This window comes from Saccharopolyspora sp. NPDC003752 (assembly GCF_053605825.1).
Genome location: NZ_JBSGJZ010000007.1, coordinates 276759 through 301214, shown reverse-complemented (window position 1 = coordinate 301214; position 24456 = coordinate 276759). Strand labels below are relative to the sequence as shown.

General features: G+C 67.1%; 17 protein-coding genes, 4 tRNA genes and 1 pseudogene. 18 read left to right on the top strand and 4 right to left on the bottom strand.

The features are described 5' to 3' along the window. Window positions 1-99 precede the first annotated feature (99 nt). Window positions 100-1146, bottom strand: a complete 1047-nt coding sequence (locus ACWEV3_RS12530) for an LLM class F420-dependent oxidoreductase (protein ID WP_452613937.1) — start codon at window positions 1144-1146, stop codon at window positions 100-102. 252 nt (window positions 1147-1398) lie between these two features. Here ACWEV3_RS12530 and ACWEV3_RS12525 point away from each other — a divergent pair, with 252 nt between their 5' ends. The 6 genes from ACWEV3_RS12525 (at window position 1399) to ACWEV3_RS12500 (ending at window position 7205) form a co-directional block, all read left to right on the top strand. Continuing rightward, window positions 1399-2364 carry a Ppx/GppA phosphatase family protein gene (locus tag ACWEV3_RS12525; RefSeq protein WP_452613936.1) on the top strand — a complete coding sequence of 322 codons (966 nt, stop codon included), beginning with the start codon at window positions 1399-1401 and terminating at the stop codon, window positions 2362-2364. A 93-nt stretch (window positions 2365-2457) separates the two neighbouring features. After that, window positions 2458-2847 carry a phage holin family protein gene (locus tag ACWEV3_RS12520; RefSeq protein ID WP_452613935.1) on the top strand — a complete coding sequence of 130 codons (390 nt, stop codon included), beginning with the start codon at window positions 2458-2460 and terminating at the stop codon, window positions 2845-2847. A gap of 92 nt (window positions 2848-2939) precedes the next feature. Further along, window positions 2940-3680 (top strand): ESX secretion-associated protein EspG, encoded by a 741-nt coding sequence (locus ACWEV3_RS12515; protein WP_452613934.1) that lies wholly within the window; start codon window positions 2940-2942, stop codon window positions 3678-3680. A gap of 54 nt (window positions 3681-3734) precedes the next feature. Continuing rightward, the gene (pepE, locus tag ACWEV3_RS12510; protein WP_452613933.1) at window positions 3735-4472 is read left to right on the top strand and encodes a dipeptidase PepE; all 738 of its coding nucleotides are present in this window, start codon (window positions 3735-3737) and stop codon (window positions 4470-4472) included. 126 nt (window positions 4473-4598) lie between these two features. Then, complete coding sequence (locus ACWEV3_RS12505; protein WP_452613932.1) at window positions 4599-6749, top strand: sensor histidine kinase; 2151 nt, start codon at window positions 4599-4601, stop codon at window positions 6747-6749. 30 nt (window positions 6750-6779) lie between these two features. Further along, window positions 6780-7205, top strand: a complete 426-nt coding sequence (locus ACWEV3_RS12500; RefSeq protein WP_452613931.1) for a roadblock/LC7 domain-containing protein — start codon at window positions 6780-6782, stop codon at window positions 7203-7205. A gap of 377 nt (window positions 7206-7582) precedes the next feature. Here the strand turns inward: ACWEV3_RS12500 and ACWEV3_RS12495 are convergent. Beyond that, window positions 7583-7654: transfer RNA gene (locus ACWEV3_RS12495), tRNA-Val, on the bottom strand. Window positions 7655-7711: 57 nt separating this feature from the next. Next, window positions 7712-8101 carry a TIGR02611 family protein gene (locus tag ACWEV3_RS12490; RefSeq protein ID WP_452613949.1) on the bottom strand — a complete coding sequence of 130 codons (390 nt, stop codon included), beginning with the start codon at window positions 8099-8101 and terminating at the stop codon, window positions 7712-7714. 951 nt (window positions 8102-9052) lie between these two features. Between ACWEV3_RS12490 and ACWEV3_RS12485 the strand changes: the two genes are divergently transcribed. The 6 genes from ACWEV3_RS12485 (at window position 9053) to ACWEV3_RS12460 (ending at window position 11540) form a co-directional block, all read left to right on the top strand. Further along, window positions 9053-9478, top strand: coding sequence for an SsgA family sporulation/cell division regulator (locus tag ACWEV3_RS12485; RefSeq protein ID WP_093261194.1), 426 nt, complete (start codon window positions 9053-9055; stop codon window positions 9476-9478). A 141-nt stretch (window positions 9479-9619) separates the two neighbouring features. Continuing rightward, window positions 9620-9692, top strand: a tRNA-Gly gene (locus ACWEV3_RS12480). Window positions 9693-9739: 47 nt separating this feature from the next. Beyond that, window positions 9740-9811, top strand: a tRNA-Cys gene (locus ACWEV3_RS12475). A 1-nt stretch (window position 9812) separates the two neighbouring features. Further along, a tRNA-Val gene (locus ACWEV3_RS12470) sits at window positions 9813-9887 on the top strand. Window positions 9888-10457: 570 nt separating this feature from the next. Then, entirely contained in the window at window positions 10458-10604 is a 147-nt protein-coding gene (locus ACWEV3_RS12465; RefSeq protein WP_452613930.1) for a hypothetical protein, read from the top strand. A gap of 393 nt (window positions 10605-10997) precedes the next feature. Beyond that, window positions 10998-11540 (top strand): hypothetical protein, encoded by a 543-nt coding sequence (locus ACWEV3_RS12460; RefSeq protein ID WP_452613929.1) that lies wholly within the window; start codon window positions 10998-11000, stop codon window positions 11538-11540. Between the two features lie 322 nt (window positions 11541-11862). Here ACWEV3_RS12460 and ACWEV3_RS12455 read toward each other — a convergent pair. Then, window positions 11863-11988: pseudogene (locus tag ACWEV3_RS12455) on the bottom strand (integrase core domain-containing protein); the annotation flags it as partial. Between the two features lie 740 nt (window positions 11989-12728). Between ACWEV3_RS12455 and ACWEV3_RS12450 the strand changes: the two are divergent. Genes ACWEV3_RS12450 through ACWEV3_RS12425 form a run of 6 tightly spaced genes read left to right on the top strand, consistent with a single transcriptional unit; the run spans window position 12729 to window position 24403 of the window. Then, a complete protein-coding gene (locus ACWEV3_RS12450; protein WP_358606822.1) occupies window positions 12729-13994 on the top strand; it encodes an NAD(P)/FAD-dependent oxidoreductase in 1266 nt (421 codons plus the stop codon). Beyond that, window positions 13991-14638 (top strand): hypothetical protein, encoded by a 648-nt coding sequence (locus ACWEV3_RS12445; RefSeq protein WP_452613928.1) that lies wholly within the window; start codon window positions 13991-13993, stop codon window positions 14636-14638. Before ACWEV3_RS12450 ends, ACWEV3_RS12445 begins: the two co-directional genes overlap by 4 nt. Window positions 14639-14688: 50 nt before the next feature. Further along, on the top strand, window positions 14689-20790 hold the full coding sequence (locus ACWEV3_RS12440) for an SDR family NAD(P)-dependent oxidoreductase (RefSeq protein ID WP_452613927.1): 6102 nt from the start codon (window positions 14689-14691) through the stop codon (window positions 20788-20790). Continuing rightward, a complete protein-coding gene (locus ACWEV3_RS12435; protein WP_452613926.1) occupies window positions 20787-22334 on the top strand; it encodes a hypothetical protein in 1548 nt (515 codons plus the stop codon). The genes ACWEV3_RS12440 and ACWEV3_RS12435 overlap by 4 nt, the downstream gene beginning before the upstream one ends. Window positions 22335-22366: 32 nt before the next feature. Next, entirely contained in the window at window positions 22367-22849 is a 483-nt protein-coding gene (locus ACWEV3_RS12430) for a hypothetical protein (protein WP_358606810.1), read from the top strand. Between the two features lie 51 nt (window positions 22850-22900). Then, entirely contained in the window at window positions 22901-24403 is a 1503-nt protein-coding gene (locus ACWEV3_RS12425; protein WP_452613925.1) for a UbiD family decarboxylase, read from the top strand. The last annotated feature ends 53 nt before the right edge of the window (window positions 24404-24456 follow it).

Genomic DNA, 24456 nt, shown 5'->3' with positions numbered 1-24456 from the left:
CCGGCGTGTCGCATCCCGACATGCCGGAGGCTGTGGACAACTTCCGCAATTTCAATGGAAATCAGAGGTCCGATTTCCATTGAAATTGCGGAACCCCGGTCAGGCGTCGGTGGCGAGCTGCTTGACCTGCTCGATGAGCTTGGCCCGGCCGGCCGCGTCGCCCGCCAGCGGCGTCACGTTGAGGGTCGTGACGCCCGATTCCTTCAGCGCCGCCAGCCGCTCCTTGACGTGGCTCGCGGTGCCGACCAGCGAGGTCTTCTCCAGCAGCTCTCGGGGCACCGCCGCGGCGGCCTCCTCCTTCTTGCCGCTGAGGTAGAGGTCCTGGATCAGCTCCGCCTCGGCCTCGAAGCCGTAGCGGCGGGCCAGGTTGTTGTAGAAGTTCTTGCCCTTCGCGCCCATCCCGCCGACGTAGAGCGCCACGTGCGGCCGCGCGAAGTCCAGCAGATCGTCGAGCCCCTCGCCGATGGCCAGCGGCGCCTGCGCGACCACGTCGAGCGGCGGCAGCGACGCGTCGCGCTTCGCCTTGCCCGCCGCCAGCGGCTCGCCCCAGACCTCGGCCGCCCGCTCCGGCAGGTAGAAGATCGGCTGCCAGGCCTCGGCGATCTCGGCGACCAGCTCGACGTTCTTCGGCCCGATCGCGGCGATCATGATCGGGATCCGGTCGCGCACCGGGTGGTTGATGATCTTCAGCGGCTTGCCCAGCCCGGTGCCCTGGTCGGCGGGCAGCGGGATGCGGTAGTGCTTGCCCTCGTGCTGGACCTTCTCGCGGCGCCAGACCTGGCGGCAGATGTCGACGATCTCGCGGGTCCGGCCCAGCGGCGCGTGGTAGGGCACCCCGTGGAAGCCCTCGATGACCTGCGGCCCGGACGCGCCGATGCCCAGGGTGAACCGGCCGTCGGAGACGAAGTCCAGGCCCGCCGCGGTCATCGCGGTCAGCGTCGGCGTGCGGGTGTAGATCTGCAGGATGCCGGAGGCGATCTCCAGGCGTTCGGTGCGGGCGGCGATGAAGCCCATCTGGCTGACCGCGTCGAACGAGTACGCCTCCGGGACGTACACGATGTCCAGTCCGGCCTTCTCGTAGGTGGCCAGGTCGTCGACGGTTTCCTTGAACCCTCCGCTGTAGTTCAGCGGCATCCCGATGCGCATCGGCCGAACCCTTCCGGTCTGTGGCGAGCGGCGATGCCGGGGCGTCGGCCACGCCGCCGAGGTAGCCCAGAGGCTACCGCCGGGTAAGTCGCGCCGGGAGACGGCGCCCGTCCCCGAGAATGTGACACAACTCTCAAGAAAACCTTGGCGTGGCGGGATTTTCGGCCGAAATGACCCCGACAATGGGAGCATGCCGCCGATTACCTCCACCACGCCGCGCCGAGTGCCGCGTGGTGCGCGGGCGGTCGCGGCATGAAATTGGCTCTGCTGGACATCGGGTCCACTGCTGCGCGCCTGGAAATCGTCGACCTCGACCGGTCCCGGATGCCGCGCGCCGACTGGAGCGCGAAGGCCCGGACCAGGCTCGCCGAGCACACCGGGGCGGACGGCCTGGTCACCGAGCTGGGCGTCGAGCACGCGGAGCGGGCGGTGCGGCACTGCGTGAACGCGGCCATCGACGAGAAGCCCGACGCGCTGATCGCGTACGGGACCTCGGCGGTGCGGGACGCGGTCAACGGCGCGGAGCTGCGACAGCGGCTGAGCGAGGCGGCGGGGGTGCGCATCGGCGTGCTCAGCCCGCGCGACGAGGCCGCCGTCACCTATCACGCCGCCCGCCGCTGGCACGGCCGCTGCGGCACCGTCCTGACCATGGTGGACATCGGCGGCGGCACCATCGACGTGGCCACCGGCACCGGCGGCGAACCCGCCGACGTGGTCTCGCTGCCGTTCGGCGCGGCCCGGCTGACCAGGCAGTACCTGCCGGACGATCCGCCGAAGCCGCAGCAGGTCGACGAGCTGGTCGCGGCGGCCCGCGGCGCCATCCCGGGCTCGTTGCGCACCTTCGCCGACCGCGACCTCGGGCATCCGGTGGCGCTGTCCAAGGTGCTGCGGCAGCTGGCCGTGCTCACCGAGAGCTCGCCGGGCCGGCTGGCCCGGCACCCCGACCGGCTGCTCCGCGCCAAGCTGCGCCCCTGGATCCCGCGGCTCGCGGAGCTGGGCCAGAAGCAGCGGGCGGCGCTGCCCGGCGTGTCGCGCAGCCGCGCCCGCCGCATCCTGGCCGGCGCCATCGTCGCCGAGCTGATCCTGCGCACCATCGGCGTGGACGAGCTGGAGATCTGCCCCTGGGGCCTGCGCGAAGGCCTGGTCTTCCGGTTCGCCGAGGCGCACGACGACACCGACGGCGACGCGCTCCGGCTGATGGCGACCCTCTTCAGCTGAACCGGAGATCACAACGCAGCGCGAGCGCACGCCCCCCGGACGCCGGTAGCGTCGATGATGTTCGTTGCGGAAGCCGGCAGGGAGGGGCGGGTCGTGGCAACGCTGCTGTACATCCTGATCACCATGGTCTCGGTGTGGATCACCACCGCGCTGCCCGGCATCACGCTGGAGGGCGAGGACACCACCGCGAAGATCCTCACGCTGCTGGCGGTGTCGGTGATCTTCGGCATCGTCAACGTGGTGCTCAAGCCGGTCGCGAAGACGCTGGGCTGCCTGCTCTACCTGCTGACGCTCGGGCTGTTCGGCCTGGTGGTCAACGCGCTGCTGTTCTGGCTGACCAGCTACCTGGCCGGCGAGCTGCGGCTGCCGTTCCACGTCGACGGCTTCTGGTCGGCGTTCTGGGGCGCGCTGATCGTCACGATCGTCAGCAGCGCCCTGGCAGGCATCGTGCGCCGCACCCGCCCCCAGGTCGAAGAGCGCTGACCCCGTCGATCCCGGCCAAAACGCCGCGAAGCGGGCAGCGCCCCGGTTATCCTGCCGCGCACAGGGGATCTTGATGGACCACGGAGCCGGCGATGCGATGCAGCCTGCGGGAGTTCGGCGGCCTGCTGCGCGATCACGCGGTCGGGCCGGAGGTCGCGGCGTTCCTGATCGAGCGGCCGCAGACCGCCGACGAGCCGCCGGACGGCCCCTGGGCCGAGCTGGCCGCGGGCCTGGCGCGCGCATCGGTGTTCGGATTCGCGCAGGTCAGCGTCCCCGGTGAGGCCGAGCTGCGCGCCGTCGTGGCGGTCGGCAACGGGCACGCGGCGCGGGTGCTGGTGCAGGACGGGTCGGTGACCGCGAAGAAGGTCCGCCCCGATGCGCCGTGGCCGGCGCTGGTGGGCTGCCTGCCGGACCGCGAACCGGCCGAGGGCTGCGAGGTCACCGTGCCGACCCGCGTGCTGGCCGAGGCGCGCGCCGACGCCGAGCAGCGCGGAGACCGCCAGGTGGACTGGCTGGCCTACGAGCTCAAGCGCCGCCGCGTGCCGCCGGAAGACGCGCAGGCCATCGGCGACCTGCTGCGGCGCGCGGACGGGATGACCGCCCACCTGACGGTGGGCTTGCGCGTCGCCTCCGGGGCGGTGCGCAGCGGGCCGTTCGGGATCGAGGTGCACCACGCGCCGTCCGGCCGCGCCGCCGTGATCCCGGAGTCACCGGACGACACGTTCACCGTGGTAGCCCCGGCGGGCGCCTACCTGCTCGGCAAGACCCTCCAGGAGTACGTCGAGGATCTGTGGGAAGGCACCAGCGAGCGCACCCAGCCCCTGCCCCGCTGATCCTGTCCACTGTGGATTCCGGTGGGTCGGGATAGCCTGGCTCGGAGGTAGCCGATGGGAAAGAAGGCCGACGTGGAGTTGCTCCTGCTGTCCAGTTCGATGAAGCACGGCACGGGTTTCCTCGAACACGCCATGCCGGCCGTGACCGAGCTGCTGGCCGGTCGCGGGCGGCTGCTGTTCGTCCCGTTCGCCAAGCGCGACCACGACGGCTACGCGGCGACCGTGCAGGCCGCGGTCGCGCCGCTGGGCATCACCGTCGACGGCCTCCACCGGGCCGAAGACCCGGTGGAGGCGGTGCGCGAGGCCGAGGCCGTGTTCATCGGCGGCGGGAACACCTTCCGCCTGCTGTCCACGCTGCACCGGCTCGGCCTGGTCACCGCGCTGCGCGAGGCCGTGCGCGGCGGCACGCCGTACATGGGCGCGAGCGCGGGCACCAACATGGCCTGCCCCAGCCTGCGGACCAGCAACGACATGCCGATCGTCGAGCCGCCGTCGTTCGAGGCGATCGGGCTGGTGCCGTTCCAGATCAACCCGCACTACCTGGACCCCGACCCGGGCAGCACGCACATGGGCGAGACCCGCGAGCAGCGGATCGCGGAATTCCTGGAGGACAACGACGTGCCCGTGCTGGGCCTCCGGGAGGGCTCCTGGCTGCGGGTCCGCGGCGAGCACGCCGAGCTCGGCGGCAGCACCGGCGCGCGGCTGTTCACCCGCGGCGCGGAGCCCCGCGAGCTCGGACCCGGCGACGACGCCACGTTCCTGCTCCGCACCGAGCCGCGCTACGACGCCTGACCGCGGCAACGGTGATGAAACGTTTCCGTGTTTTCATGATCACCCTGTGCTAGTGTTTTCCCGCGCGACCGCCCGCGTTGGTGCGGGAGCGGGCTGGTCGCAGGGGGTTCGACATAGCGGAGCACTGTGACGCGGACGAGCAGTTCGGGTAGTGACTACAGGACGATCCGGGCCCGCCTGACGCGCATCGGCGTGGTGCCGAGCGTGATCCTGCTGGCCCTCTGGCTCGGGTTCTCGTCGCTGACCGTGTACGACGGCTACAGCGCGAGGGTGATCGCGGTCGGGGTGAAGAACGCCTCGATCCCGGCGGTGAACAGCCTGGCGGCCCTGCAGGAGGAGCGCCAGCTGGCGATGGAGCGGCTCAGCCGCCCGGACATCGACCCGGCCGCGCTGATCGAGCAGCGCGCGAGGACCGACACGGCCGTCGGCGAGATGCGCGCCAACCTCGGGCAGCTCGCCGAGGAGGCGCCGTCGCGGATCGCGATCCGGGCGCGCGACCTCGACGCGCTGCTGGTCCAGCTGCCGCACCAGCGCGCCCGGGCGGATGCCGGGAACTCGTCGCGGGCGGAGACCTTCCGCTTCTACAACCGGCTGCTCGACGCCGGCGTCAACCTGTTCGACACCCAGTCGCGGGTGACGCCGGACCTGGAAGTCAGCCAGGCCGCCCTGGTGGCGACCGACGTGTTCCGCGCCGCCGACCAGATGTCCCAGGCCGCATCGCTGGGCGGTGCCGCGCTGGTCGGCGGTGAGTTCAACACCGAGGACCACCTGTCCTTCTCGGCCCTGGTCGGCGCCTACCACTCCAGGATGGAAACCGCGGTGCCCGCCGCCGCACCGAGCACGATCGAGCTGTACCGGCGACTCATCGCCAGCCCCGACTGGCAGCGCTTGGTCGGCTTCGAGAACGCGCTCGTCGAGCATCCGCCGCAGCGCAGCGGGAAGTTCGCCGTCGACGAGGAGGAGTGGCGGCAGTCCACCAACGCGGTCGCCGAGGACCTGGTCGAGATCGCCATCGAGCAGGCCAAGACCACCTCCGACCTCGGCCTGCAGAACGGGACCGACCGGTTCGTCCAGGTGATCGTGGGCAGCCTCGCGGGGCTGCTGGCCGTGCTGGTCGGCATCGTGCTCGCCGCGCGCAACGCCCGGAGACTGGTCGACCGGACGCTGGTGACCAGGCTGGCGAAGCTGCGCGACGACACGCTGCGGCTGGCCAGCGGACGATTGCCCGACATCATGTCCAGACTCAAGCACGGCGAGCAGATCGACGTCGAGGAAGAGCTCTCCCCGCTGGAGCACGGCAACGATGAGATCGGGCAGGTGGCGGAGGCGTTCAACACCGCGCACCACACCGCGGTCGCCGCGGCGGTGCGGGAGAACCAGGCGAAGTCCGGCATCAACAAGGTCTTCCTGGGCATCGCCCACCGGAACCAGGGGCTGGTGCACCGCCAGTTCAAGGTGCTCGACGAGTTGGCGAGAGGGGAGGAGAACCCGCAGCGGCAGGACGCGCTGCTGCGGCTCGACCACCTGGCCACCCGGGCCCGCCGCAACGCGGAGAACCTGATCATCCTGGCCGGCGAGCAGCCGGGGCGGCAGTGGCGAAAGCCGGTGCGGCTGGCGGACGTGGTGGGTGCGGCGGTCGCCGAAACCGAGCTCTACGACCGGATCCGGATACATCCGATGCCCGACGTGTCGCTGGTGGGTGCGCCGGTGGGCGACGTGATCCACCTGCTGGCGGAGCTGATGGACAACGCCACGTCGTTCTCCTCGCCGCGCTCGGAAGTCCAGGTGTACGGCAGCAATGAGCGGCGCGGCGTGCTGGTGCGGATCGAGGACGAAGGGCTGGGAATGCGCCCGGCGGACCGCGACGACGCCAACGTGCGGCTGTCGACGCCGCCGCGGTTCGAGGACATCACGTTGCGCGGCGATCCCCGGCTCGGACTGTTCGTGGTAGCGCAGCTCGCCGCGCGCCGCGGCATCAAGGTCGTCCTGCAAGAGGCCGCCCAGAACGGCACGGTGGCGACGGTTCTCCTGCCGACCGAAATCCTGGCGACCGAGCCGATGTTCGACACCAGGACGGATTTCACCCGCCCGGCGGAATGGGAGGAAGCCGAACCGAGATTGCCGACCCCGCCGCGAATTCGCCCGGATGCCCGCAATTCGGAGCCGGGTGACGGCGATTCCGGGCGTGCCGGGCACTCGCCGGAGCGAAGCCGTGGCAACATGGCCGCTTTCCAACGCGGCACGCGCGCGGCGCGGCAGGCGGAGGAACCGGAATGACCGGTCCGGCGACGAAGGGGAAATGCGCGGATGACCGACAGGATCGGCCCCGATGGTGAGCTGAACTGGCTGCTGGACGACCTGGTGGCCCGGGTGGTGGGAGCCCGCGACGGAGTCGTGCTCTCGGCGGACGGCCTGTTGATGGCCCGCTCGGCGGGTCTGTCCACAGCGGACGCTGAGCACCTGGCGGCGATGGCGGCGGCCTTCCAAAGCCTGGCGAAGGAAACGGGAAGGCATTTCGGCGGCGGCGGAGTCCGGCAAACGCTGGTGGAGCTGGACCACGCGTTCGTCTTCATAACGGCAGCGGGCGCCGGGGCATGCCTGGCGATACTGGGAGAAGAAGAAGCGGACGTGGGAACGATCGCCTACGAGATGAACCTCCTGGTGATCAGGGTGGGCAATTACCTGAGCTCGGCCCCAAGAGCAGAAGTCCCCACCCAACAACAAAGACCCTGAAAAATCCCAACAACCCCAACAACCCCAAACAAAACGAACGGCGCTGCACCACAACAAAGAGAGGCGCTGCACCATCAAAACCGAGGTGGCGACGGACTCAAACCAAACCAAGCGCACCATGCGCACGGTCCAGCCCCGAAGGGGCGAAGACGAGCCCACCGAACCAGCCCGCTGCCAAGGTGCCCAACACGCTCCACGTCGATGCGAAGCGGCCGAACGGAGGGCTGGTCGGAAACCCAGGCCGGGAACGGCTCCCGACGCAAGGAGCCAACGAAACGGGCCACCGCACCGTGGGGGGCGTGGGGGGTTCGACCCCCCACTACAAATACAAGTGAACCCTGTCTGCCGATGGCAGACAGGGTTCACCTATGAACGCGTGGGCGATACTGGGATCGAACCAGTGACCTCTTCGGTGTGAACGAAGCGCTCTCCCGCTGAGCTAATCGCCCTTGTTCTGTTGTTTCGTCCCCGTTCCCGGCGACGAGAAGAACAATACACGATCGTTTTCAGGCGCCGAACAGGGGGGAGGCCAACCACGTCCAGTGCAGGCCGAACCACCCGCCGACCGTGTTGAACAGGCCCAGCAGCCACAGCGTCGTGAGGACGACGAGGCAGGTGGCGCCCATGACGGCGAGCTTGGTGGCGAGGTGCTGGCGGGCGAGCCAGCGCACCCAGCGCTGGTAGTAGCGCTTGGCGAACATGTTGACCTGGTGGGCCCAGTGGAACTCGGTGGCGAGGATCCCGAGGCCGGCGAAGACGACGAGCCAGCCGGGGCCGGGGTAGGGGATCATCAGGATGCCGGCGAGGAGCACGGCGGTGCCGAAGACGCCGAGCACGACGCGGTAGGTGATGTTGAGGCCGGGCTTGCTGCGGACGCGTTCGCGGAAGGCGTGCAGGCGCTGTCGCAGGGCGTGCAGCCTGGGTGCGCGCTGTTGGTCGGTGGTGGGTTCCGCGTCGGTGTCGCGGGGTCCCGACTTGGTCGTGTCGTTCAGGGCTGTCCACCTGCCGGTTGCGAACGGTCGTCGGTGTTGGACACCTCTCGTGGGGCGCCGGTCGCCCGCGGTGTCCGATGTGCGTCAGAATACGGGCCTGGCCCGGTTGTGGCCGTCGCCGTGCGGCTAGGGTGTCAAGCGCGCAGTTGGCCGGTGCGGGTTCGCCCGCCGCGGTTCGGATGTGACCGGAATCATCACCGATGGTGGGTGGTGCCGGGCCTTTTGGCCCTGTCGCCGGTCTTCGATCCTGGTCACAGTGTGACGCCACTCTCGACCGGGCGTTCGGGCGCACGCGTGGCCGATAACGGAGACGGTTCGGACCATTAGCCCGATACGGGGAACTGTGGTGGCGAGCGTCTCATCAACGGGGCTCGCTGCGAGAATGCCGGGTGGTCCGATCGCCTATTCTTGAGCGGACGTCAAGCGAGCTCGACGAAGCGGTAAACCCGGTGGTCAGACCGGGCGCGGCAGCGGGTTCCGCAAGGCGAGGGCGACGGATCGAAGGCCCGGCGCAAGAGCGATTCGCTCGGTTACGGAACGTAGTGGAGTTCGGTCACTGAGTGGAGTGCTGGTCCTGCGACTCAACGTCCTGGAGTCGAGTTCGTTCGCGGCGGATCTTTCTCCGGTGTGGACTTCGGTTCCGGTCCGTCTCGTAATGGGGTGGCCGGATCCGTGTTCGCCCCGAAACCGGAGTCTCGCGAACACGCTGTGCGTTCGCTTGATTGCCCAGCGAATTGGGGTCTGCCCCGTACGGGTGATCTATGCGGGAGTTGCGAGCGTTTCGGCTCGATGAGGCGTCACAACTGTGTTGCTCGGTCGATAAGCGGACCGGGGAGGAGCGGAAAGGGGAGGACAATGCGTAACGATCACGTGACACTCCGTTCGACGGCCGTGTTCGATCTGTTGGCTCCGCAGGCACCTGCCGTGCCGGTTCAGGTCGAGCTGCGTTACGACACCCGGGATCCGTACGCGGTGGTGGCCGCGTTCCGCACCGGCCGCGCCGGCTGGGTCGAGTGGGTGTTCGCCCGCGACCTGCTCGCCGACGGGCTGATCGCGCACGCGGGCGAGGGCGACGTGACGATCCGGCCGGTGGTCGACGACCCCGAGGTCGTGGCGATCGAGCTGAGCTCGCCGTCCGGCCACGCGGTGTTCGAGGCCTCGGCGCAGGAACTCGCGGACTTCCTCGACCGCACCTACGACGTCGTGGTGCCGGGCAACGAGAACCTGTGGGTCGATGTGGACGAGGCGCTGACCCGGTTGCTGCCTCACGACCTGGGCTGATCCGGGGGGAAGATCGGCCCGGCGCGGCGGCGCGCCGGGCGATGGGACCCCCCTTTGATCGCGGTCGTGGGCGTGGTCTAGAGTTCACTGTGCAACGCGGCGGACGGGCCGGAGGTTCTCCGGCTTAGAAGTCGCAGGCAGGCGGACGTAGCGCAGCTGGTAGCGCATCACCTTGCCAAGGTGAGGGTCGCGGGTTCGAGTCCCGTCGTCCGCTCTGGATTCTCTGGCGGTCCAGCCGACTTCGGTGTGGATGCGGAGTCCGGCGGAGTGGCCGAGTGGCTTAGGCAAGGGCCTGCAAAGCCCTGTACGCGGGTTCGATTCCCGCCTCCGCCTCGCGCGATTAGCTCAGTGGGAGAGCGCTACCTTGACACGGTAGAGGTCACTGGTTCAATCCCAGTATCGCGCACCATCTATATATCCAGGTGAGAGCCCCTTCTGATGATCTTCATTAGTTGGGGCTCCTACTGTTTTGGGAGCACGGTGGGAGCAGTTGATCTTGGCTTACTGTGTTCATGCGATCTGTGTTCATCGTTGCTGACACAGGTGTTGCATCATTTTGATCACGATGCGCGCCTCACTGGGCTGGCGCCGAGCGGCCGGTGCGGGTCTGCCAGCGCACCCAGCAACTAGCCTGCGTCGGCCGCTGGCATTGTCGAGGTCGACCCCGATCGCCAGGAGACGGCCGCCCTGTTGCGACAACGGATCCCCGGGGCGGTGCGTAGCGGCCCGACGGGGCCTGGTTCCGTGTAGCCAGGGGTGCGGAAACCGGACCCATCGTGACCAGGGCCGGTGGCCTGAGGCCGCACCCATTCCGATGGGCACCAGCAACAGGCGAACGTCAGAAGGTGGATCTTGTGGATGGTTTAGTACTGATCGTTGACCGCTCGATCGGTCGGCTGTGTTGTCCAGTTGGCAGCTCTTCCGCCACGCCGGACACCGCCGGCGGAGGCTTAGCTCGTCGCTGAGTTTTCGCGGTGGGGTGCCCTGGTGTCTGGTCCACGCGGTCAACACGACCGAGGCAAGCGCGCTGGCGGCGATGGTGATCGCGTTGATGGGCTCGGGAACCGCCACCCGGGCGCACGCGATGGAGGTGCGATCGTTCACCAGCATCGCTGGCAAGGACTAGCCCTGATGGAAGTAGTCGATTGCTTCTTCGATTAGATCCACTCAACCAGCACGGATCACGGTGGCTTCTATACCCCTGTCGATCAACCGGTAGCGCGACAGTGCTCCAGCCCCGACGCACTCCTGCGGCACCTGCTCGCGCGTTCCCTCACCCTGGCCTACCCGACTCGGACGAACACGCCCACGCCACGACGCCACCCGATGGCTGTCCTGGATCGGCCCGGCACATGGGAAGCAACCGCGACCTGTGCTGGTGGACAATCCCCACCTGGACACCCCGTTGGCACTCCGGTTCATGGCCGGGCTCGTAGCCGGGCTCGGGGGCGAGCCACGGGCGCTCACCGTCCGGCGGCCCACCCGCAGGGGATTACGGAAGCGTCTCGTGGGCGGGCTCATGTTCGGGCTCGAGTTCGGGTCCACGTTCGGGTTCACGGCCGGGCTGTCCGTGTTCACGGTCGACCTCGTCGGCCTTTGGGGCACTCCTGTGGCAACAGCACACGCAGTGAGCCCATGGGATGTCTTTCGCTCCGATCGACGGCGCGCTCTCGTGGGCGGGCTCGCGACCGGGCCCACGTTCGGGCTCGCGGCCGGGATCACGGGTGCGTTCGTGGTCGGGTTCGCAAACGTGCTCGTGGTCGAGCTGACCTCGCCGACGTTGAATCTCACCGTGGTCCAGATGATCTGGCGGCTGTGCGGCCAGCAAGTGCGGTTCCTTCCGCTGCTCCAGGCAGCCCTCCGTAGACAGATCCTCCGCCAAGCAGGAACGGTCTACCAGTTCCGCCATGCTGCCCTACAGGACTTCGTCCAGAGCCGTCGTAGCGCCGACCGTCCGGCCGACGTCACCGACACGCAGATCCCGGACAGCCCCACCAGAGCTGATGCCTCAGCTCCGGTTACTGAGCGGCCATGCACAAACCAGGGCGAACAAGCTGTCTGAGAACACCGGTCGAGGTCGGTGCTGCGGGCGGCGAGGTCGCGTTCGAGTTTGGCGATGCGGCAGGCGGCGGACAGGACAGTGAGGCCGGAGCCGAGGAGTTCGTGGACGCGGGCGGCGAGGGTGAGTTCGATGCGGCTGTAACGGCGGTGCCCGCCGGTGGAGCGGAGCTAGTCCGGCAGCCCCTGGCCGGGTACTCATGCGGGCCGGATATCCACAATGGAATATTCCTCGATGTTGGGTCCAGGCTTGTCTGTGCGCCTCCTCCCCAACAGTGTCCACTATGGAGGGACTGAGGTTCCCTCGCGGGCGTGGACACCGGGTTTTATGCCGCGATGTCGTTCACGGTAGTCGATGCGAGGGTGAGTTCGTAGTCTATGGGGCTGCGATATCCGAGTGCGGAGTGTCGCCTGCGGTGGTTGTAGAAGGCGATCCAGCGGAAAACTTCCTGCCGTGCCTCGGATTCGCTGACCTATCGACTCCGTCCACTATGGAGCATCTCGCGTTTGAGGGAGGAGAAGAACGATTCCGCGAGGGTGTTGTCGTAAGAGGATCCGACCCGACCCATCGACCTGTGTACCCCATGGGTCTTACAGACCTTGGCGAACTCAGCCGAGGTGTACTGCCTGAGTTCAATCGGTCGTCGCAACACCGACGATCCATTTCACAACAACCGTTTTCGCTTCCGCTGGATGTCGAGGCGGGGGAGGCTCGGACCTGGTTCGAGGCGGGCCACTATCCGGGCGAGCCCGTCTTCGTCGCCGCGCCGGCCTGGGTACCATCCCGCGCCGGTGGCATCCATTCCTGGTGTCACGCCGGCGTGACACGCGGAGCTTCCAAAGTTCGTGCGGAATTGTGAAATCTGGCATGGCTGGTTGTCGTCAGCTGCTAGAAACGAAAAGTCGACTGACGTTTGGCTCGGCACCACTTCCGCTGGAGCGCCTGAGATGATCGGATCCTGCTTGTCTTGCCTGATCGGAAGCTGATTCGATATAGCTGAACGTTGACAGGCATAGCGAATATCGTCCATTCTAGGGTCGGGTGATCATGTGATCAATCGGCAATTGAATTGGCTAGCGCACTACGCCGGTGGACGATACGCGCCGAAGAAGTGCCGGAACATCGTCGACAGGTTCACGCTATGGAAGTCATGCTCGCGTAGCGGCCATATCCAACCACGAGGAGGCGCAGGTGGCTCAACGCTGCGACGTGGTCATCGTTGGTGCGGGCATCGCGGGCTGCACTGCTGCTTTAGCGTATGCTCGCGCTGGACTGCGGGTAACCTTGGTCGAGGCGCATCGGAACATAGACACGTTCAAGCGTGCGTGCACGCATTTGATCCAATCGTCGGCAGTGCCCACGTTGCGTCGTTTGGGTATCGAGAAGGAAATTGAAGCCGCAGGCGGCGTCCGTAGTGAGCTGGGTTTCTACACGCGAGCCGGGTGGGTTCATCCTCCCCGAATTGCCGATGGTCCGAAGTCGACCTACGGATACAACATACGTCGCTCGGAGCTTGACCCACTACTGCGGCGAATGGTCCTCGCGGCGGGCGTCCAACTTCTGTCGGGAACGCGTGTGCAGGAACTCAAGCGCGATGAAGGGCGCGTTACCGGACTGATCGCCCGAACCGCTTCGGGAAACCTGATCACGATAGATGCTCGCTTGACGATCGGCGCGGACGGAAGGCATTCCACCGTGGCCGGTCTCGCAGGCGTGCGTGCGATCAAGAGCTCGCACGGCCGTTTTGGCTGCTTCGCGCACTATGTCGGCATTCGCGACGAATCGGGTGCGGACTACGTGTCGCGTTCCGGCGGATCGGCGTGGACGACGTCGCGACTGTGGCTGCTCGACCCGGACGTCGCGTACCTGCTGCCCAATGATGGTCGCACGGTACTGGCAGCGATGGTGCCGAATGAACGCATGGACGAATGCCTCGAGGATATGGACGGCCATCTGCTGTCGGTCTTCGGGCGCCTGCCGAACGGACCGGATCTCAGCCGAGCGCGCCGAGTTTCGAAAATCATTCCGATCAGGAATTACGAGAGCAAATACCGGATGCCCGTCGCCGCGGGTCTCGCACTGATCGGTGATGCTGCACTGGTGACGGACTATCTTTGGGGAGCGGGCTGTGGCTGGGCTTTCCAGGCCGCCGAATGGCTCACCGAGGCGACTATCGGACCGCTTCTGTCCGGCAAGGCTCTAGCGCCCGGGCTTTGGAAGTACGCGTGGGCGCATTTTCGCCGTTTGAGCACGCACCAGGCATTCAACGCCAACTTCGCAACCGGTAGGCGGATGAATGCGATGGAGCGGACGCTCTTCGGTGCGGCGTCGACGGACCAGGTCGTCGCCGCACGTCTCGGTGCTTTCGGCAGTCGCAGGCTCACCCCGGTCGGGGCGTTCACCCCCGGGCTGCTCGCGCGTGCGTGGCGCTCGAATCGAGCATTGGAGACTACGTGATCACGACCATGAGTCCGGGCAGCGATGCGGAACGCGCGGCCGATCAGGCAGTCGGCTTGTACCGGTTCAACTGGCCCACCGCCGGCGGAGCGGCGACCAGCCGATCCCGACGCGCCAAGCTGCGGGAAGAACTCGAGACAGCTATCGCGAGATCGGTCGCCGCACTGCCGGACGGTGTCTTGGAAGCACGCGGCGTCAAGTGGGTGATACTGAAGTCGTTGCCGCACGTTCTTCGACTGCGATTCCGGCGTCGTGCCGCGACCACGGTGTGCGGCTCGGATTTCACCACGAAAGCGGCCCTCGGGGTGGTCCTCGCCAACGGTGATCGAGTGCATTACCTCATAGAGATACGGGATCGCCGCTGCCGGGTTTCAACGATCCCGAAAGAGCAGGTCGCGGGCCGCGCCGAAGTCGGCTTTGAAATGCGGCTGCCGAGGTTGATGAAGTTCGTCGTAGGGGCTGACATCCATCCGGCGCTGATGGTCGCCAATGGCGTGCTCGGGCTGTGGGGGGATATTTTCGTGGTCGCGCGGCTCATCCCGATTTTCGGCATTCCAACCCGGTCCCTGCTGCACGGTTACGGCGATCCGGCCTCGGTGGCCCGGTCACCGCGGCGAGCCAGTGGATCCATGAAGGCGTGTTGAGCACGACAGATTTCGAGAATGCCGGGGTTGCGTGAATGATTAGTCCAGCTGTGGCCATTGTCGGAATGGGTGTTTGGGTTCCGGGCGCAAGCGAATTGGGGCAGTTCTGGGAGAATTCCCTGGCGCGTCGTCGACAGTTTCGCGAGTTCCCGGACTGTCGGATGCCGCTCGCCGACTATTGTCAGGACTCCACCGAAGCGGCCGGGGCGGTGGACAAGACGTACGCCGATCGTGCGGCGCTGCTCGACGACTTCACCTTCGACTGGGCAAAGCGCCGGATCCCCGAGTCGACGTTCAAATCCACGGATACCGCGCATTGGCTCGCCCTGGAAGTAGCGCTGAAAGCGCTGTCCGACGCCGGATACAGCCGGCAGACGGTGCCGACCGAACGATCGGCTGCGCTCATCGGAAACTCACTCACCGGGGACCACACGCGATCCTGGGCGATGCGACTGCGGTGGCCTTACGTGAAGCGGTCTTTGCGCGCCGCGGCGAACGCCAGGGGAATGCCCGAACCCTTGGTGACTGAGCTGGAAGAAACGATGGAGGACTACTTCAAGTCCGCCTTACGGGAGCCCAACGAGGACACGCTCGCCGGCGTGCTGTCGAACACCATCGCCGGGCGCATCTGCAACTACCTGGATTTTCGCGGTGGCGGATACGTCGTGGACGGTGCTTGTTCGTCGGGGTTGCTCGCCGTCGCGACGGCCGCGAAAGCCCTGGCCACGGACGAGATCGACTTCGCCCTGGCCGGTGGCGTCGATGTGAGTCTCGATCCGATGGAACTGGTCGGGTTCGCCCGTCTGGGGGCCCTCACGCACGGCGACATGAACGTCTACGACGAACGCGCGAGCGGTTTCATACCCGGCGAAGGATGCGGCGTTGTCGCGCTGAAACGACTTGAGGACGCTCGTCGGGATGGCGACTACGTGTACGCGACCATCCGAGGCTGGGGGATCTCCAGCGACGGCAAGGGCGGCATTACCCAGCCCCATGCCGGCACCCAAGCCATCATGCTGCGCCGGGCTTACGAGCTCGCCGGTTTCGAGCCGGGTTCGGTCGCGTTCATCGAGGGGCACGGAACGGCGACACCGGTCGGCGACCCGGCGGAGCTCTGCGGGATCCAGCTCGCCGTGGACGCGGAGGCGAAGCCGGCGCGCCGCGCAGTCGGGGTGACATCGCTGAAAACACTGCTCGGACACACGAAAGCCGCGTCCGGCGTGCTGGCGTTGATCAGGACGGCCATGGCGGTCAATCGAAGAGTGCTGCCACCGCTCGCAGGTTGTGATTCGCCGAGCAAGATCTTCCGGGAAAAAGCCACTGCGCTGTTCCCGATCGTGCAAGGTGAGCAGCGCGAGCCGGGATCCGTCCTCCGGGCTGGAGTGCAGGCGATGGGATTCGGGGGCATCAACTGCCACGCCGTCCTCGAGTCGGCGGACGCGCCATCGACGAAGCTGGGAACGTCACTGGACGAACGCGCGTTGATGGCGTCGCACCAGGAAACCGAGCTTTTCACGCTCGCGGCCACGTCGGTTCCGGCATTGATCTCGCGCGCACGCGAGGTCGAAGCGCTCTGCGGTGGGGCGAGCGTGGCGGAACTCGTCGACCTCGCGGCGAAGCTGTCGAACGAGGTCGACGTCGCGGCGCCCGTTCGCGCTGCCCTGGTGGCCGGTCGGCCGGGGGAGCTTCGGGATCGCCTTCGCGAGCTCGTGCGGGACATCGAGAACGCTCCGCCGGCACCTGGCGAAGTCCGGTCACCGACCAGGGAGATCACCATCTCGCACAGCGTGCGCCATCGCCTGGGCTACGTGTTTCCGGGGCAGGGAGCACAGCAGTTGGGAATGGCGCGCACCATCGTCGAGCGGTGCGGATGGGCGCGGAAGCTGGTGACCCAGGCGGATGAGTGGCTGGTGGCATGCGGGTCGCAGCCGGTGAGCGGCTCGATCTGGCGTGACGTGACGCGGGCGCGTGATGGCGACGAGGTGGCCGAATGGAATGCGGCGCTCAGTCGGACCGAGGTGACGCAACCCGCGATCGCGTTGGCCTCGTTGCTCTGGGTGGAATACCTGCGGCGCCTGAACCTCACCCCGTCGCTGGTGGCCGGCCACAGCCTTGGGGAACTGGTGGCGCTTTACGCGGCCGGGGCGTATGACGCGCGCACGTTGATCGAGCTGGCGGCAGCCAAGGGTCGCGCGATGGCGAACCCCTCGGGGGAGCCGGGGGCGATGGCGAGCCTCGGCTGCGACTACGCGCGAGCGAAGAAGCTGATCGCGGAAGTCGGTGCGGGCCTTGAAGTTGCGAATGTCAACGCACTGGACCAGATCGTCGTCGCGGGAACCGAGCAGGCGATCGACGAGGTCGCCCGGCACGCCCGGGAGCAGAACGTGGCATGTTCGCGCCTGTTGGTGTCGAACGCGTTTCATTCGAGCCTGATGGAACGTGCACGCGATCAGTTCCTGGCGGACGCGCCGCTGTCCGATGAGTTCGCCACGCTGGATGTGCCGTGCTACTCGTGCGCGAGCGGCGAGTTGCTGACGGAGCGATTCGATCTCCGAACGCTGGTGGCCGACCAGATCGTCGCGCGCGTGAACTGGGTAGACGTGGTCAACGCGGCGTCTGAGGAGTGCGACTACTTCCTCGAGGTGGGCCCGGGTCGGGTGCTCACCGGGTTGATCAACGCGACCAACGGGCCGGACGGCACGCCTTGCCTGCCGATAGCATCGCGTCCGGACGCGGACCGGGACTTGAACATCGCGGTGGCGGCCGCCTTCGCACGCGGCGCCGAGGTGGATTGGTCGTCGTTCTACGCGGACCGGTTGGTTCGTCCGTTCGTCGCGGCGGCCGGCAAGACGTTCATCCAGAACCCGGCTGAGGCGCCGTTCGCGCCGTCCAGGGTGCACCCGCCGAGCTCGTACGAGAACGGGAGTACCGCTAACCCGGCAGACGTGCTGCAGGAGTACCTCGAACGGCGCGGGCAGTTCCTCATCGACGTTGTTCGGGCGGACATCGGCGCGGAGCCTGGAGCACGTCGCGACGCGGCCGTGCCCGCCGCCCCTGCGGACGCACCTCGTACCCCGCAGCACGGCATGTCGGAATCACCGCCCGTCGTACCCGACGCAACACCAGTGGTGTCCGGCAACGACCGGCTGCGGACAAGCGCGGCTGCCCGGCTCATCGAGGTCCTGGCCGAGAAGACGGGTTACGAAGCGGCCTCGATGGATCAGGGGTTGCGGCTTCTCGATGACTTGAACCTCGACTCCATCAAGGCCGCCGAGGTGATCGGGGGAGTTGCCGAGGAGCTCCAGGCGGACATCGACCCCGCCGAGATCGCGAACGGGACGATAGCCGAGATCGCCGACGCGATCACAGCGGTGTCACCGAGCACGTCCGGACGTGGCGCGGGCACCGGTGCATCAGGAAGTTCCGACGTCGCGGGTCTGCTGTGCGACGTGATCGCCGAGCTGACCGGATTCGCCACCGAGTCGCTCGCGCTGGACCTCAGCCTGATCGACGACCTGAACCTGGACTCCATCAAGGCGGCGGAAGCGGTCGCGAAGGTTTGTGCCGGGCTCGGCGTTGGCGACGACATCGATCCGAGCGAGCTCACCGGCGGCACGTTGGCCGACATCGTCCGGACGATCGAGAAGGTGACCGCGAGTCGGACCAGCGCTCCACCGGAGAGCGTCACCAGCCCGGCGCAGGTGGACGTGCATTCACCCTGGGTGCGAAGCTTCGTCGTCGATCCGGTCGTCGTTGCGGTGGACGACGAGAGCATCGACGACTTCAACGGAAGTTCCGTCCTGGTCGTCGCGGAGGAAAGCGACGCCGAGCTCGGCCAGGCGCTTGTCGATCTGTTCGCGAGCCTCGGTGCCGACGTCGCATCCAGTGGCTTCGACTTCGTCGATCCTGTTCGGGCAGAACATGTTGTCGCCGTGTTGCCGTCCGCTCGGGCGGCGGAGCAGCCGGCCGACGCGATATTCCGAACGGTGCAGCGGCTGTCGAAGGTCGTACCGCCGCTGCGGTCGGCCGAGGCACCGGCAGGAAGTCTCACCTTCGTTCAGTTCGGCGGAGTGCTCTCGCTTGCCAACGAGCGCGGCTCGTTCGCCGCTTCGAGCGCCGATGCGTTCGCAGCCTCGGTGCACCACGAGCGACCGGGAATGAAGGTTCGCGTGCTCGACTTCGCTCCGCAGCTGGCGGCTGACTCCGTCGCGAGACACGTGGCCGCCGAACTCCAGGTCGCAACGCCTTTCTCCGCCGCCGGATACGATGCCGAGCACGTGCGACGCGCCCCGCGAGCACGTTTGGTGGAAGGCGAGGATTTCCAGCTCCGTCCGGTGAAGTTGGATGCGGACGATGTCGTCGTGGTGACCGGCGGCGGCAAGGGAATCATGGCCGAGTGCGCGCTGGCGCTCGCCGCGACGTGCGGCGCGTCGGTCGCGTTGGTGGGAACGACGCCGCGGAACAGCAGCGACGAGGTCGACGCCACCCTTCGGCGATTTGCCGAGCAGGGGCTGAAAGCCCGCTACCTCCAATGCGATGTGACAGACCTCAGCGCGGTGCGGGCGCTGCTGTCTACTGTGTCGGAGGAGGTGGGCCCGGTTTCTGCCATCGTGCACGGGGCGGGCCTCAACCGGCCGCGGAGGGTGGAGCAGACCGACGCCGCCGCAGCCTTCGACGAGGTAGCGCCCAAGATAGCGGGTGCGATCAACTTGATGCGCGCGTCCGAGGAGATGCCCATCAAGCTCTTCGTCGGTGTCTCCTCCATCATCGGCGTTACCGGCATGCCGGGTAACAGCTGGTATGCGCTCGGAAACCAGATGCTGGATTCGGTGGTCCGGGAATTCGCGGACCACCGGAAGGACTGCGCTGCCGCTTCGATCGCCTACAGCGTGTGGGGAGAGACCGGCATGGGCGCGCGGATGGGCAGCGTCGACCAACTCGCCAAGATGGGCGTCGGTTCGATTCCGACTGCGGACGGCGTTCGGCACTTCCTGCGCCTGATCAGCTCGTGCCCGGGAGCGACGCAGGTAGTCGTCACCGGCCGCCTGGGTGGCCTGGACACGTGGTACCGGGAGGGGCGGAACCTCCCCGAGAAGGCTCGCTACCTCGAACGAATCGTTCGCCTCGAGCCGGGTGTGGAGCTCGCCGCGGAGACGTCCCTGAGCATGCAGCGCGACGATTACCTCCGGGACCACGTCTGGAAGGGAACGCCGTTGTTCCCGACGGTGTTCGGACTGGAGGCAATGGCGCAGGCCGTGCGGTGCGTGACGGGCCAGGCGCTCGACCGCGTGCGCATCGAGAACGTCGCGTTGCGCCGACCGATCACCGTCCGGCACGAGGTACCCACGCGGATCCGGGTCGAAGCGCAGGTGTGCGAGCGGCTCGCCGACTCCGACGAGGTGCGGGTGCTCGCTGCCATCCGAACCGAGCGGTCGCATTCGGCTCCCGAGTTCTCGGCGGAGTTCGTAGTGCTGGACGCCACCGGCGAGACGCCGCGGCGAGAGCTTCCCGCCAGTCTTGCGCGGCTGGACATCGACCCGGTGAAACACCTGTACGGCGGGTTGTTGTTCCAAGGTCCCCGGTACCAACGACTGCGGAAGCTCCACAGCTTGGATTCGCAGCACTGCCGATTCGAGGCGGAACTGCGGAAGGTCGATGGCGAGTACGTCCTCGGTGATCCGTTCTTGCTGGACGTCCTGTTGCAGTCTGGCCAGCTGGTGGTCCCGCAGGACATCTGCCTCCCGTTCTCCATCGGTGCCATCGACTTCTATCCGGAGCGGTTCGCGGCAGGCGTCGTGGACGGTCTCGTGTACGACAAGGTGACCGATGGGGCCTACGTCGATGCGAAGGTGGCGGCGGTCGTCGACGGCCGCGTCGCCATCCAGCTGACGGACTATCGGTCCAGAGCAATCGAAAAGCGGCCGGACAATCCGACGGCGGAGGAGTTGGCGAATCCGGCCGATCGCGACAAGAGGCTGATCGATGCCGCCGCCGCGGATCACGGCAGTGCGCTCGGAGTCGCGGTCCCGAACGTGACGATCTCGCACACACCGGGGATACACGAGCAGGGGCGCGACGCGCGCCACGAGCGTGAACGTCCGGTTTTCCAAGAGGTCATCGGCAAGGTCGTGGCGCAGCGGGAGGCGGAATGACAGACGCCGTGGAGATCGCTTGGACGGAATCGGGGCGCCCGTACGTGCTCGGTCCGCTGGGCGATGAGATCGAGGTGTCGCTCGCGCATGATGACGAGACTTGCCTCGGTAGTGCCGCGGAATTCGCGCACGGGTGCGACATCGTGGCGATCGAGCCGAGATCGGAGGCGGAATGGGTGTCGTTGCTAGGACGCGCCCGCGAACCGCTGCTGCGAGAACTCGTCGAACTGGGGGACCCACCGGAGGTCGCCGGTGCCCGTCTCTGGGCAGCGGCCGAGGCGACCCGCAAGGCGGATGGCCGGAAGCACGTGGAGCTGTCGTTCGTCCGGCGTCAGGACAACGCGGTCCTGCTGAAGGGCAATGAGCATCTGGTGCTGACGTTTCCGGTGATGTTGACGCGCAACCAGGACAAGATGATCGCGCTGACCGTGGCGGACGACGAGGCGACCGAGAACGGCCAGCAGCGCGAACATTGGGTGGACGACCTGCCGCAGGTGGACGAGCGGGAGCACGGTTACGCCTCGCCCCATCTCCGGACGATCGTGCGGGCGACAGGGCCGGGCGGGTATCCGTCGACGGGAGCCCGCTACCACGTCTCCTACCGGGAGGCGTCGAGCCCGAGCGGATCCGTCTACTTCCCGCACTACGCCTTCTGGCTCGGGAAACTCCGCGAGAGAGGGACCGCGCAGCCCACCAACGGCCGGATCTCCAAGCTGATGACCAGTGGGAAGTGGGGGATGGTCACGAATTTTTCGGAGATATTCGTCGAGGGGGACCTGCACGCCGACGACATCGTCGAAGGGAACCTGTGGGTCTCGGCGATACGGGGCCGGTTCAACTCGACCAACGACATCGTCGCCGAGTGGTGCAAGGTGGCTGACGACGGCCGGTTGACCCGGGTTGCGTGGGGAAAGATGTCCACGACGTGGGTGGAGATCCTGGGCCACGGGAAGGTGACGCCGCGACCGCAGCCCGAGTACCTCGACGAATTTCTCCGTCCGATGACGGTGCGGAGCGGAGAGGCTGTCCGGCCGGTGCCGGACGAGGTGGTGGTGGATCTGGGGGCGTGCCTGGTCGAGGAAGTGCGGGAGCCGCGGCGGAAAACCGTGATCTCGCGGCGTCAGTTCCCCACGTCGAGCTACGAGGGAAACCTCGTTGGGAACGTGTACTTCGCGAACTACTACGCCTGGTTGGGTGGGGTGTTGGACGGTTACCTGCATTCCGTGGTCCCGGAGCAGTACCGGGTTGGAACGAACACGGGTGAACTTCGCGCCGTGCACACCAAGGTCGACCATCTGCGCGAGGCGATGCCGTTCGACACCGTCGAGACGGTGATGAGCCTGAGCGCCATCCACGAGTACGGCTTGCGGCTGCAGTTCGACTACTTCAACGTGCGCCCGGATGGCGGCCGGGAGAAGTTGGCGGCGGCCCAGCACGCGGCCGAATGGAGGACGAGGGAAGGAGACCGTTGGCAGCGGAAGGACAAGCTTCCTGGACGGATCGTCGACGCCATCCGCCGCGATGGCACCCGGGAAACGCGCTAGATGCCCGACCAAGATGAGAAGGTCTACCTGCCATGTTGATGGTCATTCTTTACGTCGCTCACACGCTCGCACTCGGCGGATGGTTCGGCGCGCAGATCTACAGCGTGCTGATCGTGCAACGACACCCGGCGCAGGACGAGGATCCGGAGTACTTCGAGGATTTCGCCACGCGAATGGCACACGGCACGCGTTACACCCTGTTGGCGGTAATCGGGGTAATGCTTCCGACCTGGGTGCTCATCGTCGTCCTCCGGGCCGGCGACAGCGCGGAGCTGGGCGCCGTCTGGCCGTGGCTGGTAACGGTGAAGTCCGCCGCGATTCTCGCGACGATCGGCCTGTTCGTGTACTTGTCGTGGCACGTGTGGCCCCAGCGCATCTTCGCGCTCCGCGACGAACTTCCGGCGGTCCGCAGACGTTTCTTCGGACTGTCCATCGGAATCCTGAGCGCCGCCGGGTTCGCGCTGGCGGTCGGCATCGTCGAGCAGTCGATGGGGAGCTTCCTCGTGGGGACGTGATCGTTCGAGGGGCGGGGAATCGGGCATGGCACGGCCGTTGCGGGAGTTGGTATGAGCAGGAAATTCGGACTGCGCGGGTACATCGAGGCGTTGCGCGGGATCGGTCAGGTCGTTGAGATCGAACGACCCGTCGATGTGAACATGGAGATGAGCGCGATCGCCAGGCTCTGCTACGAGCGCGGTGCGCCGGCCCCGCTGTTCCGCGAGATAGCCGGAGCTTCCCCGGAATTCCAGGCGGTGAGCGCCCTGGCGGGAACCAGTTCGGACCGCGGGTACGAGCTGGCGCGGTTGGGGCTGGCGCTGTTCCTCTCGGAGCGGTGCTCGGCCGCCGACGTGGTCGAAGAGTTGTGCGGAGCTCGGCAGCGCGAGGGCGTCGCACCGAACGTCGTGGCCGATTCGCCGTGCAAGGAGAACGTCGTCACCGGCGCCGACCTGGACTTGACGCGGCTGCCGGCACCGCGCCTGCACCAGAGCGGGAAGCGTTACGTGAACACGATGGGTATCGTCATCACGCGGTCGCCTGACGGTTCGTGGACGAATTGGTCGATCAGCCGCATCATGCTGTCGGACGCGCGCACGGGCTTCAGCTCGGTGATCCCGCCGCAGCACATCGGCGTGATCCACGAGCAGTGGCGCGAAATCGGGCAGGACATGCCGTTCGCGATCGCTCTCGGCGTCGATCCGGCATTGCTCTTCGCCTCGTCGATGCCGATCCCGGCCGGCATGTCAGAAGTCGAGTACGCGGGTGCGTTGCTGAACAGGCCGGTCGACGTCGTGCGGTGCGAGAGCGTCGACCTGGAAGTGCCCGCGGACGCGGAGATCGTGCTGGAAGGAACCTTCTCGGCCACGGGTGTCGGTCTGGAGGGCCCGTTCAGCCAGTTCACCGGGTACATCTACCCGGACTACGAGTTGCCTGCGCCGGTCGTTCACTTCAACACGATGACCTACCGCGATCGCCCGATATACCCGTTCATGCCCGGCGGGGAGCTGCCGTCGGAGGAACAGACCATCACGGGGCCGGCAATGGTCGCCGAGGCCGTCCACCAGCTCCGCGCGGACGGGTTGCCGATCGCGACGGCCTGGAGTCCGTTCTCCTCGTGCAACGGGTGGCTGGTGGTGGCGGTCCGGTCGAGCTGGACCGAGCTGGGACTGGACGCGAAAGAGTTTTGCCGTCGTGTCGCGAATTCGGTGTGGGGTTGCAAGGCGGGCGACATGATCAACTCTGTCATCGTCACCGAGGACGACATAGATCCCAGCGACGTCGACGAGGTGATCTGGGCGATCGACAGCCGGAACGACCGTGGGCCCGGCGGCCGGTTGCGCATCGATGGCCGGATCAGTTGGCCCATGTCGCCGTACTTGGACGTGGACCACATCAATTACTACGAGAGCTGGAAGTCGTCGCGTTTGATCTACGACTGCCTGCCGTCGCCGCGATCCTGGCCCGCGAGGCGGAGCCGTTTCGACACGACTTGTCCGCAGGACGTTCGGGAGAAGGTCTTGCGGAACTGGATGCGGTACGGGTTCGAACCGATTCCGGGAGCCGGGGAGTAGTCGGACATGCCGCGGCTCCCCGGTGCGGCCGCGGCCGGTTTTTCGCTCCGTTG